Source organism: Micromonospora sp. LOL_013, assembly GCF_048060315.1.
Lineage (GTDB): Bacteria > Actinomycetota > Actinomycetes > Mycobacteriales > Micromonosporaceae > Micromonospora_E.
Window position 1 is genome coordinate 36,085 of record NZ_JBHMIQ010000014.1, and the last position, 12,717, is coordinate 48,801.

At 72.3% G+C, this 12,717-nt stretch carries 12 protein-coding genes; 8 read left to right on the forward strand and 4 right to left on the reverse strand.

What is annotated here, in order from left to right:
• The first annotated feature begins 220 nt into the window (after positions 1-220).
• From ACFHWS_RS11380 to dapB, 7 genes are all read left to right on the forward strand, one after another.
• Positions 221-1,603, forward strand: coding sequence for an MATE family efflux transporter (locus ACFHWS_RS11380; RefSeq protein WP_416552911.1), 1,383 nt, complete (start codon positions 221-223; stop codon positions 1,601-1,603).
• A gap of 98 nt (positions 1,604-1,701) precedes the next feature.
• Complete coding sequence (gene truB, locus ACFHWS_RS11385; protein WP_416568142.1) at positions 1,702-2,586, forward strand: tRNA pseudouridine(55) synthase TruB; 885 nt, start codon at positions 1,702-1,704, stop codon at positions 2,584-2,586.
• 62 nt (positions 2,587-2,648) lie between these two features.
• On the forward strand, positions 2,649-3,611 hold the full coding sequence (locus tag ACFHWS_RS11390) for a bifunctional riboflavin kinase/FAD synthetase (protein WP_416552909.1): 963 nt from the start codon (positions 2,649-2,651) through the stop codon (positions 3,609-3,611).
• A 228-nt stretch (positions 3,612-3,839) separates the two neighbouring features.
• Entirely contained in the window at positions 3,840-4,109 is a 270-nt protein-coding gene (gene rpsO / locus ACFHWS_RS11395; RefSeq protein WP_123600601.1) for a 30S ribosomal protein S15, read from the forward strand.
• Positions 4,110-4,349: 240 nt separating this feature from the next.
• The gene (locus tag ACFHWS_RS11400) at positions 4,350-6,695 is read left to right on the forward strand and encodes a polyribonucleotide nucleotidyltransferase (RefSeq protein ID WP_416552906.1); all 2,346 of its coding nucleotides are present in this window, start codon (positions 4,350-4,352) and stop codon (positions 6,693-6,695) included.
• An 11-nt stretch (positions 6,696-6,706) separates the two neighbouring features.
• Positions 6,707-8,074, forward strand: a complete 1,368-nt coding sequence (locus tag ACFHWS_RS11405; protein WP_416552904.1) for a M16 family metallopeptidase — start codon at positions 6,707-6,709, stop codon at positions 8,072-8,074.
• A gap of 93 nt (positions 8,075-8,167) precedes the next feature.
• Complete coding sequence (gene dapB, locus ACFHWS_RS11410) at positions 8,168-8,932, forward strand: 4-hydroxy-tetrahydrodipicolinate reductase (RefSeq protein WP_416553152.1); 765 nt, start codon at positions 8,168-8,170, stop codon at positions 8,930-8,932.
• Positions 8,933-8,983: 51 nt separating this feature from the next.
• On the opposite strand, the gene ACFHWS_RS11415 is transcribed toward dapB, so the two are convergent.
• Complete coding sequence (locus ACFHWS_RS11415) at positions 8,984-9,562, reverse strand: GNAT family N-acetyltransferase (protein ID WP_416552902.1); 579 nt, start codon at positions 9,560-9,562, stop codon at positions 8,984-8,986.
• Positions 9,563-9,593: 31 nt separating this feature from the next.
• On the opposite strand from ACFHWS_RS11415, the gene ACFHWS_RS11420 reads away from it, so the two are divergent.
• Positions 9,594-10,838, forward strand: coding sequence for a glycosyltransferase 87 family protein (locus tag ACFHWS_RS11420; protein WP_416552900.1), 1,245 nt, complete (start codon positions 9,594-9,596; stop codon positions 10,836-10,838).
• Positions 10,839-10,901: 63 nt separating this feature from the next.
• On the opposite strand, the gene ACFHWS_RS11425 is transcribed toward ACFHWS_RS11420, so the two are convergent.
• Genes ACFHWS_RS11425 through ACFHWS_RS11435 form a run of 3 tightly spaced genes read right to left on the reverse strand, consistent with a single transcriptional unit; the run spans position 10,902 to position 12,687 of the window.
• Complete coding sequence (locus tag ACFHWS_RS11425) at positions 10,902-11,549, reverse strand: GNAT family N-acetyltransferase (protein WP_416568143.1); 648 nt, start codon at positions 11,547-11,549, stop codon at positions 10,902-10,904.
• Positions 11,546-12,310 (reverse strand): GOLPH3/VPS74 family protein, encoded by a 765-nt coding sequence (locus ACFHWS_RS11430; protein WP_416568144.1) that lies wholly within the window; start codon positions 12,308-12,310, stop codon positions 11,546-11,548. The genes ACFHWS_RS11425 and ACFHWS_RS11430 overlap by 4 nt, the downstream gene beginning before the upstream one ends.
• On the reverse strand, positions 12,307-12,687 hold the full coding sequence (locus tag ACFHWS_RS11435; RefSeq protein ID WP_416568145.1) for a hypothetical protein: 381 nt from the start codon (positions 12,685-12,687) through the stop codon (positions 12,307-12,309). Before ACFHWS_RS11435 ends, ACFHWS_RS11430 begins: the two co-directional genes overlap by 4 nt.
• Between the last annotated feature and the right edge of the window lie 30 nt (positions 12,688-12,717).

Consider the following 12,717-nt stretch of genomic DNA (forward strand, 5'->3'; position numbering starts at 1 on the left):
AAGCCCGAATCCGCCGACGAAGCGCGCGAGCAGGCCCGGCGGGCATTGCAGATGTCAATGGATACCCGCCAGTAACGTCTGTGGGGTCGCCGCCGGCCGCGCCGCCGCACGAAACCGCGCGGCCTGGGCCGGTGCCGTCGCCTCGGCGTGCGGTGATTCGCCTAGGTAAGTGACCCAGGCAATAGCACTCCTTACCAATCGGCTGTCAGGCTGTACCTCGATGGCCACCTCCCGCACGGCGCCCCCATCTCCACCGTCAGGCCTGGGGTCCGAACCAGGCCCGGGGTCCGAACCACAGTCGGCGTCCACCCGACGGATCGTGCGCCTGGCACTGCCCGCCTTTGTCGTGCTGGCGGCCGAGCCGATCTACGTCCTCGTCGACACCGCCGTCGTCGGCCGTCTCGGGCCGGTGGCCCTCGCCGCCGTCGCGGTGGGCGGCACCGTGATGTCGGTCGCCGCCTGGCTCGGCACCGTCGCGGCGTACGGCACCACCGGCCGCGCCGCCCGCCGTTACGGCGCCGGCGACCGGACCGCCGCCCTGGCCGAGGGAGTCCAGGCGTCCTGGCTCGGGGCTTTCGCCGGACTGCTGCTCGCCGTGGCGCTGCAGATCCTGGCCGGTCCGATCACCGCTGGGCTCGCCGGGCAGCACAGCCCGGTCGCCGACGCCGCCGAGCAGTGGCTGCGGATCGCTGCCTGGGGCGCGCCGGGTCTGCTGCTGGCCGCCGCTGGCAACGGCTGGATGCGCGGGGTGCAGGAAACCCGCCGTCCGGTGCGGTACGTGCTGACGGCCAATATCGTCTCCGCTGCGCTCTGCCCGGTGCTGGTATACCCGCTGGGTCTGGGGCTGACCGGATCGGCGGTGGCCAACGTCTTCGCGCAGACCCTGGGGGGTCTGCTCTTCGTCCGGGCGCTGGTGACGGCCGGGGCACCGCTGCGTCCCCGGCCGCGCCTCTTGCTGACCCACCTCACTGTCGGACGTGACCTGCTGATCCGAGGCGCCGCGTTCCAGGTGAGCTTCCTGTCCGCCACCGCGGTCGCGGCCCGGTACGGCACCATCCAGGTCGGTGCCCACCAGATCGCCATCCAGTTGTGGTTCTTCACCGCACTGGCGATGGACGCGCTGGCGATCGCCGGGCAGTCGCTGGTCGGCGCGGCGCTGGGCGCCGGAGACGCGGCGGGCGCCCGGCTGCTCGCCCGCCGGCTGGTGCTGTTCGGTGCCGTTGCCGGCGTCGGGTTCGCGGTGCTGTTCGCCATCGGTGCCCCGGTGATTCCCGGCTGGTTCAGCCCCGACCCCGGGGTGCACGACCAGGCGATGGTCATCTGGCCGTGGTTCGTGGCGCTGCAGCCGGTAGCCGGGGTGGTCTTCGCTCTCGACGGGGTCTTCATCGGGGCGGGTGATCTGCGTTACCTGCGTGACCTCACGATCGGTGGCGCGCTCGGCGGATTCCTGCCGGTCATCTGGGCCGGCTACCTGCTCGACCTCGGTCTGGCCGGTATCTGGGCCGGGCTGGCGGTGTTCATGCTGGTCCGGCTGGTCGGGCTGGTCCACCGGCTGAAGTCGCCGCGGTGGACGGTGCTCGGCGTGCCGGCCGGCCGGACCTGATCGCCGCGTCCGTCAGCGGGCCGGACCTGATCGCCGCGTCCGTCAGCGGGCCGGACCTGATCGCCACGGCGCATCGGGATCTGGCAGGCTTGGCAGTCGTGAGTACGCACGGACTGATCGTGGTCGACAAGCCGGCCGGGATGACCTCGCACGACGTCGTCGCCCGGATCCGGCGGCTGGCCGGCACCCGGCGGGTGGGCCACGGCGGCACCCTGGATCCGATGGCGACCGGCGTGCTGGTGGTTGCGGTGAACCGGGCCACCCGGCTGCTCACCTACGTGATCGGCGTCGGCAAGACCTACACGGCCACCATCCGGCTCGGCGTGTCGACGGTGACCGACGACGCCGAGGGGGAGGTCACCGACCGGTCGCCGGTGGACGGTGTCACCGAGGAGCGGATCCGGGCCGGCCTGGCCGCGCTGACCGGGGAGATCGACCAGGTGCCCAGCGCCGTGAGCGCAATCAAAATCAACGGGCAGCGGGCGTACCGGCGGGTCCGCTCCGGTGAGCAGGTCGAGCTGGCCGCCCGCCGGGTGACCATCTCCCGCCTCGACGCGGTCGCCGTCCACCCGCCGACCGACGGCAGCGTCGACGTCGACGTCGAGGTGGCCTGCTCGTCCGGCACGTACATCCGGGCCATCGCCCGGGACCTGGGAGCCGCGCTGGGCGTCGGTGGGCACCTCACCGCGCTGCGCCGGACCGCGGTCGGCGGGTTCACGGCGGCCGAAGCCGCCACCCTGGCCGAGCTTGAGCAGCGGGCACCGGAGGTGGTGCAGTTGCCCCTGGCGGCCGCCGCCGGTCGGCTCCTCACCAGCCGAGAGGTCGGCGCGGAGGAGGCCCGGGTGCTCGGCCACGGTGGCCCGATAACGCCGGTCGGCCGGCCCGGGCCGTACGCGGTCTACGCCCCGGACGGCGAACTGCTCGCGGTGGTGTCGGAACGCGACGGCCGGGCCCGCGCGGAGATCGTGCTCGCGCCGGCGTGACAGCATCGAACCCGGCCGGTCACCCGGTTGGGCAAACCTTGGCGGCACAGGCGGGAGGCATCATGCAGCGGTGGCGGGGAGTGGAGGCGGCCGGTGGCGGCTGGGGCCGCGCGGTGGTCACCATCGGGGTGTTCGACGGCATCCACCGCGGACATCAGGCAACCATCGGGTACGCCGTCAAGCGGGCCCGTGACCTCGGTATCCAGTCCGTGGTGGTGACCTTCGACCCGCATCCGGCGGAGGTGGTGCGGCCCGGTAGCCATCCGGCGGTACTCACCGGGCCGGCCCGCAAGGCCGAGCTGATCGAATCGCTCGGCGTGGACGTGCTCTGCGTGCTGCCGTTCACCGTCGAGTTCTCCCGGCTGACCGCCGAGCAGTTCGTTCACGACCTGCTGGTCGAGCACCTGCACGCCGCCGTGGTGGTGGTGGGGGAGAACTTCCGGTTCGGGCACCGGGCCACCGGCGACGTCGCGCTGCTGGCGCGGCTCGGCCGCCGGTTCGGGTTCGCCGTGGAGGACGCCAGCCTGATCACCGACAGTGGCACTGTCTTCTCGTCGACGTACATCCGAGCCTGTATCGACGCCGGGGACGTGACCGCCGCCGCCGCCGCACTCGGCCGGCCGCACCGCCTCGAAGGGGTGGTGGTCCGCGGCGACCGTCGCGGCCGGGAGATCGGCTTCCCCACCGCGAACCTGCTCACCCCGCGATACGCGGCGGTGCCGGCGGACGGCATCTACGCGGCCCGGCTGGTGCGCTCGGACGGCCCGGTCCGTCCGGACGGGCTCAGCGGAGGAGGCCCCGGACTGCCGGCTGCCGCCTCCATCGGCACCAACCCCACCTTCGCCGGCCGCGACCGCCGGGTGGAGGCGTACGTCCTCGACTTCGACCGGGACATCTACGGCGAGCAGGTGGCAATCGATTTCGTCGCCCGGCTGCGGGAGACCCGCCGGTTCGACGGGGTCGGTCCGTTGGTCGCCCAGATGAACGAGGACGTCGCCCAGGTCCGTACGGTGCTCGGCGCCTGACCCGAGCCGACGAGCGGGGCTGTGTCCCGGCCGACGAGCGGGGCGTGACTCGGCGTCGGCGACCCCGGTGGGCAGTGGCGATACGACGCACCGTGGCCTTGCCGGCCCCCGTGCCGACTGGCTGGTAGCCTGAAGGCAGCGTCGGACCACCGACGATTCGTCTCGTCTGCCTGCACGACGCCGCGGGTGCCGAGACGAGGGACGACCCCACACAGATTCAGGGAGACCATGGCGCTCGATCAGGAAGCCAAGCGCAAGATCCGCGAAGAGTACGCCACCGCCGACGCGGACACCGGTTCGCCCGAGGTCCAGGTCGCGGTGCTCACCAAGCGGATCGCCGACCTCACCGGGCACCTCAAGGTGCACAAGCAGGACCACCACAGCCGTCGTGGTCTGCTGCTGCTGGTCGGCCGGCGCCGCCGGCTGCTCAACTACCTGCAGAAGAAGGACATCAACCGCTACCGGTCGCTCATCGAGCGGCTCGGCCTGCGGCGGTGACGTAGCGGCGCGGCGGCGGTCGTCCGCGACCCCGCCGCGCCGCACCACCACCATTCGACACACCGGGCACCACGACCCCACCCGTCGAAGGGAGCCGGTCAACGTACCGGTCCTCGGTAGTGGCCCCCGGGCCAGCCGGCCACCACGCCGGCTCCCCCGGGCGCTTCGATCGATGACCGGCCGGTTGAGCAGCTCCCCGAGGTCGTGACCCCACGACGCGTAAAGGAGCGCGACATCACCATGACCGAGCAGCACAATCTCGGCACCCAACGCAGCACCGCCGTGATCGACAACGGAGCCTTCGGCACCCGCGAGGTCACCTTCTCCGCCGGGCGGTTGGCCCGCCAGGCCGCCGGCTCGGTGATCGCCCAGCTGGGCGACACCGTGGTGCTCTCCGCGACCACCGCCAGCAAGCAGCCGCGTGAGCACCTCGACTTCTTCCCGCTCACCGTCGACGTCGAGGAGCGGATGTACGCCGCCGGGCGGATCCCCGGATCGTTCTTCCGCCGCGAGGGCCGGCCCAGCGAGGAGGCGATCCTCACCTGCCGGCTGACCGACCGGCCGCTGCGCCCGACCTTCGCAAAGGGCCTGCGCAACGAGGTCCAGGTGGTGGCCACCGTGCTGGCGCTGGACCCGGCCCACCCGTACGACGTGATCGCGATCAACGCGGCGTCGATGTCCACCAAGCTGTCCGGCCTGCCGTTCTCCGGCCCGATCGGGGCGACCCGCGTCGCCCACGTCGATGGCGCGTGGGTGGCCTTCCCGACCCTGGACGAGCTGTCCCGGGCCACCTTCGACATGGTGGTCGCCGGTCGGGCCCTGCCGGACGGCGACGTGGCGATCATGATGGTCGAGGCCGAGGCCACTCCACACGCGGTCGGGCTGATCGCCGGTGGCGCCACCGCCCCCACCGAGGACGTGGTGGCCAGTGGGCTGGAGGCGGCCAAGCCGACCATTCGTGAGCTGTGCCGGGCGCAGAGCGAGCTGGCCGAGGTGGCGGCGAAGCCGATCGCCGACTTCCCGGTCTTCCTCGACTACGGTGACGACGTCTACGACGCGGTCGTGGCCGCCGGCCGCGACGAGGTCGCCGAGGCGTTGAAGATCGCCTCCAAGGCGGAGCGTGAGGACGCGCTGGACCGGGTCAAGGAAAAGGTTGCCGGCGAGCTCGGCGAGCAGTTCGAGGGCCGGGAGAAGGAAGTCGGTGCGGCCTTCCGGTCGTTGACCAAGTCCGAGGTCCGGTCCCGGGTGCTGCGCGAGCAGGTACGCATCGACGGCCGTGGCCCGCGGGACATTCGCCCGCTCACCGCCGAGGTCGGGGTGCTGCCCCGGGTGCACGGCTCGGCGCTGTTCGAGCGCGGCGAGACGCAGATCCTCGGGGTCAGCACACTCAACATGCTCCGGCTGGAGCAGACGCTGGACACCCTCTCCCCGGAGAAGTCCAAGCGCTACATGCACAACTACAACTTCCCGCCGTACTCCACCGGCGAGACCGGCCGGGTCGGTTCGCCGAAGCGGCGGGAGATCGGCCACGGCGCGCTCGCCGAGCGGGCCCTGGTGCCGGTGCTGCCGACCCGCGAGGAGTTCCCGTATGCGATCCGCCAGGTGTCCGAGGCGCTCGGCTCCAACGGTTCGACGAGCATGGGCTCGGTCTGCGCCTCCACGCTGTCGCTGCTGTCGGCCGGGGTGCCGCTGAAGGCTCCGGTGGCCGGGATCGCGATGGGCCTGATCTCCGACGAGGTCGACGGGCAGACCCGGTACGTCACGCTGACCGACATCCTCGGCGCCGAGGATGCGTTCGGTGACATGGACTTCAAGGTGGCCGGCACCCCCGAGTTCGTCACCGCGCTGCAGTTGGACACCAAGCTCGACGGCATCCCGTCGGACGTACTCGCCGGCGCCCTGCAGCAGGCCCGCGAGGCCCGGATGACCATCCTTGAGGTCATGCGCCAGGCGATCGAGGGCCCGGCTGCGATGAGCGAGCACGCCCCCCGGGTGACCACGGTGAAGATTCCGGTCGACAAGATCGGTATGGTGATCGGTCCGAAGGGCCAGACCATCAACGCGATCCAGGACGAGACCGGCGCGGACATCTCGATCGAGGACGACGGCACCATCTACGTCGGCGCCACCAACGGGCCGGCTGCCGAAGCCGCAGTCGAGCGGATCAACGCGATCGCCAACCCGACGCTGCCGAAGGTCGGCGACAAGTTCCTCGGCACGGTCGTCAAGACCGCTGCGTTCGGCGCGTTCATCTCGCTGCTGCCCGGCCGCGACGGCCTGCTGCACATCTCCAAGGTGGGCGACGGCAAGCGGGTCGAGCGGGTCGAGGACCACCTCAACGTCGGCGACAAGGTCGAGGTGCAGATCGCCGACATCGACGCCCGCGGCAAGATCTACCTGGACAAGGTTCGTCCGGAGGGCGCCGAGGCCCCGGTTGCGTCCGACGGCGGCGAGCGTCCCGGTGGCCGTGACCGTGGCGACCGTGGGCCGCGCGACCGTGGTGACCGGGACCGCGGCGATCGGGGCCCCAGCCGGGGTGACGGTGGCGAGGGCGGCGAGCGCCGCCGACGTAACCGGCACAGCTGACGCCGGCCGAGATGGCCAGGACCGAACCGGTCACCGGCCGGGGTCCGTCCCGGCCGGTGACCCGGACACTCACCGCCGACCCGTTGGGCGGCACGGTACGCCGTACCGTGCTGCCCAACGGGCTGCGGGTGATCACCGAGGCGATTCCGGCGATGCGCAGCGTCTCCTTCGGCGTGTGGGTCGGGGTCGGCTCGCGCGACGAGACCCCGGCCCGCTCCGGTGCCTCGCACTTCCTGGAACACCTGCTGTTCAAGGGGACGAAGCGGCGTACCGCGTGGGATATCTCCGCGCAGATCGAGGCCGTCGGTGGCGAGACCAACGCCTTTACCACCAAGGAGTACACCTGCTACTACGCGCGGGTGCTCGACGACGATCTGCCGCTGGCCGTCGATGTCGTCTGTGACCTGGTGGCCAACTCGGTGATCGATCCGGCCGATGTGGAGACCGAGCGTGGCGTGATCCTCGAGGAGATCGCCATGCACGACGACGAGCCCGACGACGAGGTCCACGACCTGCTCGCCGAGGCCGTCTTCGGTTCGCATCCGCTCGGCCGGCTGATCTCCGGCACCGAGGCGACGATCTCGAAGCTGACCCGCCGGCAGATTCACGACTTCTACCGGCGGCGCTACACGCCCGGAGCGATGGTGATCGCCGCCGCCGGCAACCTCGACCACCGGGCGGTGGTCCGCCAGGTACGGGCCGCGCTGCGGGGCAGCCCGTTGGACGCCCAACGGCCCGGTGCGCCGGCGCCGCTGCGCCCGGCCACCCCTGCGGTCCGCGCCCGTCGGCCCCAGGTGACACTGCGCCGCAAGGAGACCGAGCAGGCACATCTGGTGCTCGGTGGCCCGGGTATCAGTCGCGGCGACGACCGCCGGTTCGCGCTCGGGGTGTTGAACAACGTCCTCGGCGGTGGCATGTCCAGCCGGCTGTTTCAGGAGGTGCGGGAACGCCGAGGACTCGCCTACTCGGTCTACTCGTACGCCAGCCAGTACGCCGACGGCGGGACGTTCGCCGTCTACGCCGGTTGTGCGCCGAGCCGGGTCGACGAGGTGCTGGAGCTGGTCCGGGCGGAGCTGGCGGCGGTCGTCGAGCACGGGCTGAGCTCCGACGAGCTGGCCCGGGGCAAGGGCATGAGCCGGGGCGGGTACGTGCTGGGCCTGGAGGATACCGGGTCGCGGATGGGTCGGCTGGCCAAGGGGGAGCTGCTCTACGGCGAGCAGTTGACCGTGGACCAGCTGCTGGGTCAGGTGGCGGCGGTGACCGCCGAACAGGTCGGCGCGGTCGCCGCCGAGCTGCTCACCCGGCCGATGTCCCTGGCGGTGATCGGCCCGGTGGAGTCCACGATGTTGGCCGGCGCGCAGTCTCCGCCGGTGGGGTAGGCGCTGGCCGGACCGCTCTCCCCGCCGGTGGGATAGGTTGTGCCGGTGAGCGAATACGGTACGAATGTGACAGCCTCCCCGGGCGGCTCCGAGGTGGCCGCCCGGCCGTCCGCCGAGCCCGTCCGGGTCGGTGTGCTCGGAGCCCGTGGCCGGATGGGCGTGCAGGTCTGCAGAGCGGTCGAGGGGGCCGACGGTCTCGCACTCGTCGCCACGATCGACGAGGGTGACCGGTTGTCCGACGCCTCGGACGCCGACGCCGAGGTGGTCGTCGACTTCACCAACCCCGACGCGGTGCTGGACAACCTGCGCTGGTGCATCGACCAGGGGATCAACGTGGTCGTCGGGACCAGCGGGTTCACCGATCAGCGCCTCGACCTGGTCCGCTCCTGGCTGTCCGACAAGCCCGAGGTCGGCGTGGTGATCGCCCCCAACTTCGGCATCGGCGCGGTGCTGATGATGCAGTTCGCGGCGAAGGCGGCACGGCACTTCGAGTCAGTCGAGATCATCGAGCAGCACCACCCGGCCAAGGTGGACGCGCCCAGCGGCACCGCCGGGCACACCGCGCGGGTGATCGCGGCGGCCCGGGCCGCCGCCGGGTCGGCCGCGATGCCGGACGCCACCACCGCCGAGGTGCCGGGCGCGCGGGGCGCGGACATCGACGGGATCCGGGTGCACTCGGTACGGGCAGCCGGCCTGGTCGCGCACCAGGAGGTGCTGTTCGGAACGGCGGGGGAGACCCTGACGATCCGGCACGACTCCTACGACCGGGCGTCGTTCATGCCCGGCGTCCTGCTGGCGGTACGGGCGGTGACGCGCCGCCCCGGCCTGACCGTCGGACTGGACAGCCTGCTCGACTGATTCCCTATTGGGTCCTGCTGCCGGTCCTGCCGGTTCCTGCGGCTGGCCGGGTTACTGCTCCTCGGCGGCCGGTGGGACCGCCACATGCAGCCGCAGCTGCGGCACCAGCATGTCGGCCACGTCCAACGCCCGCGTCGCTCCGTCCGGCTCCCAGCCGGCGGAGCCGAGGAACTTGCGGGTCGCCGGGTCCCGTTCGTACGCCCAGGCGAGCGCGGTGTCGAAACCGTCGGTGTGCCACAGGTCCACGGCGGCGGCGAGCAGTCGGCTGCCGTGTCCCCGCCGGCCCCAGCGCGGCTCGACCAGCAGGTCGGTGACGGCGGTGACCCGGTCACCGAGCGCCTCGGCCGGTTCCTCTGGAGCCAGGGCCTGCTCGTCGGCCGGGCCGGACGCGGTGAAGCCCACCAGATAGGATTGCTCGGCCTGCTCGACGGCGACCAGGACCCGGTGCCGCTGCGACGGCGGATCGTTGATCGCCGCGTCCCACCGCTGCGCCAGCCAGTCCTCGTCCACCTCGTCGAGCACCTGCCGGGGCAGCAGTCGCCGGTAGGCGACCCGCCAGGTGGTCAACTGGATGCGGGCAATCTCACCAGCGTCGCCCGGTCGGGCAGGACGGACATATCCGAGCGCCATGAGTGGTCAGCGTACGGACAGGGGGGCGGCCATGCCGCAGCGGGCCGCCGAAGGCACCGGTCGGCGGGTGGCGATCGTCGCGGTCCTCGCGGTCGTCGTCGCCGCCTTCCTCGCCGTCGCCGCCGAACGGCACGGCTTCTTCGACCTCAAGGTCTACTACGGCGCGATGCACCACTGGCTGCGCGACGGTGGCGAACTCTACGACTACATGAAGCCGTTCAGCCAGTACGGGTTCACCTATCCGCCGTTCGCCGCGCTGGTGATGTCGCCGATGGCGGTCCTGCCGTGGCATCTGGCGATCGTGGTGGGCGTGACGCTCGCCGTGGTGACCAGCGCGCTGGTGCTGTGGTGGCTGGTCGACCCGATCTCCCGCCGCGAGGGCTGGACCCGCTGGTTCGCCTTCGCGGTCGCTGCCTGCCTGGTGGCCGCGTACGAGCCGATGCGTGAGACGGTGAACTTCGGCCAGGTCAACACGCTGTTGCTGGTCCTGGTCGCGGCCGACCTGCTGTGGCTGGTCGCGGCCGGGTCGCCGGTGCCGCCGCGCTGGCGCCGGTTCGCCGGCGTCGGAGTCGGCCTGGCTACGGCGATCAAGCTGACCCCGGGCATCTTCATCGTCTATCTGCTGGTCACCCGGCGGTGGCGGGCGGCGGTCACCGCCGCCGGTACGGCGACCGTGGCGACCCTGGTCGCGGCGGCGGTCGCGCCGGACGCGTCCCGGGAGTTCTGGACGCAGGCGCTGTGGAACACCGACCGGGTCGGTGCGCTGGACTTCGTCTCGAACCAGTCGCTGCGCGGCGTCGTCGCCCGGATCGATCCACTGCATCCGAGTACCGTCGCCTGGCTGGTGCTGGTGCTGGTCACGTTGATCTGGTGGGCGTGGCGGTGCCGCCGCGCGGTCGCCGCCGGTGACGAGGCGACCGGGCTGGCGTTGACCGGCGTGGTCGGCTGCCTGGTCAGCCCGGTCACCTGGGTGCATCATCTGGTGTGGTTGCTGCCGGCGCTGATTCTGCTGGTGGACAACGGGCTGGCCGCGTCGCGGGGCAGTCGGCGGCGCCGGGCGTTGCTCGGCTTCGCCGTGGTCGGCTATCTGCTGCTGATCAGCCGGCTGGTGTGGATCTGGCGCGAGTCCGACGCCGCCAACCCGGCCGGCTTCGTCGGCAGCAACGCGTACGTGTGGGTCAGCTTGGGGCTGCTGCTGTTCCTGCCGGTGCGCGAACTGGACCCGTCCGCCCGCTGGCCGGCACCGGCCGCCGGTCGACCGATCACATCGAGGTGAGGCTGGCGCACGTCAAGACGCGAATATGACGTGCGCCAGCGTCACCTCGATGTCGCGCGCGGGTCATCGTGCCGCGCCGCCGGTGGTTGGGCTGGTCGGATGCGGTTGGCGCCACATCGGCCACAGTGGCGGGCCGTTGTCGGGTAACGCCAGTGGGTGTCGGGTGGTGGGTCGGTAGCCGTGGCGTAGGTAGAGGTCGCGGGCGGCGGGGCTGGTGGCGACGAGGTAGCTGGCGATGCCGGCGGTATCGCAGATCCGGTGTCTTTGGCGTAGTAGCGCGCCGCCGATGCCATTGCGCTGCCGGTGCGGTGCCACCCCGAGGTACGCCAGGTAGGTGTGTGGTTGGCGCGGGGCGTGGGTGTGCAGCAGGGCGGCGAGTTGGAGGAACCGGTCGGCGTGGCGGCCGGTGAGGCGTCGTAGCCGGGCGGTCTGCCGGTCGGTGGTGGTGTGGGCGACCGGGTACGGCAGCCACAGCGCCGCTGCGGCCAGATCGACGGTCGTGTACACGATGCCGGCGGTCATCGCCTGGGCCAGCAGACCGGGGCAGAGCCGCTGGTAGACGTCGCGCCGTCGCGCCCGGTCTCGGATCAGCCACCGGGCGTCCGGGGTGTCGACGAACGCGTCGACGAGCATCCGGGCCAGGCGCGGTATGTCGTCGACCCCGGCCCGCCGTATCCGCACGGTGCCGGCGGGGCCGGCGGTCGCGGTCACCGCCGGCCCTGTCGGCCGTGCCGGCTCCGTCGGCCGTGCTGACTGTGCCGGCTTCGTCCGTCGGCGGCGGCAAGATGCCGCACCAGCTGGTCGACCCCCGGTGGTACGGGGGTGAGCAGGTGCCGGAGCTGTCGTCGGGCGGTCAACGTGTCCGTGCCGAGGATGTAGCCGCCGAGTCCGGTCGCCACACAGAGTCGGGCCAACGTGCTGTCGTGCACGCTGAGGCGGGTGTGGCGGCGTACCCGCATCGACAGCCGCGCCCACGGCCAGGCCGCGACGTTCGTGTCGACCGGCGGGTAGACGGTGTCCCGACGCCACCACCAGCGGCGGACCGTACGCGGCCGGACCAGCCCGGCGACGGTGAGCCGGTCGGCGACCGTGCGGTACGCGTGCCCGGCGAGCCGGTCGATCCAGGTGGCCGGTGGGTGTGGCGCGTCGGTGTCGATCCAGCGCAGCACCGTCCGCCCCCACGGGTCGACGGCACCCGGCGCGGCCGTGCCGGTGACGACGCTGCCGGTCGCGGCGACCGTGACCGCGCCGACGAGGGCCAGGTCGGCGAGCATCGCGGCGGCCAGCCCACGCCCGACGACCCTGGTCGGCACGCGCGGCTTGCCGGTGACGTCGTCGTGGGCGATGAGGAACAGTTCGTCGGCGAGCCGACCGGCGGGCGGCAACGGTACGGCCGGCTCCGCCAGCGCCGCCGGTGCCGCTGCGGGTGAGGTGGTGGACCAGTCGCGGGTGCAGGTGCGGTAGACGGTCACCGGCCGGCCCGCCTCGTCCAGGCCAGGAACCGGGTGAACATCTCCCCCGGCGTCGCCTCGGCCGGCAGGTCGGCGATCGCCTCGACCATCCGTTCGGCCGCGTACATGCTGCGGGAGATCGGGTCCAGGTTCGCGGTCAACTCGGCCCGCGCGTACTCACACGGCCAGTCGACGTGCGGCCCGCACCCCGAACAGGACCAGACCGGCCGTACGGGCACGTGCAGTACGTCGTCCAGCCCGGTCACCGGTGCTGTGCCCCGGCTTGGTTGCGCCACCGCCGCCCGCGTGGGTCCGACTGCGGCGGCGGTGGTGGCGCGGTGCCCCAGGTCCGGTCGATCGGCGCGGTGCAGTCCGGGCAGGTCAACGTCTGCCCGCACACCGGACACCACCGGTGCCGACACCGACAC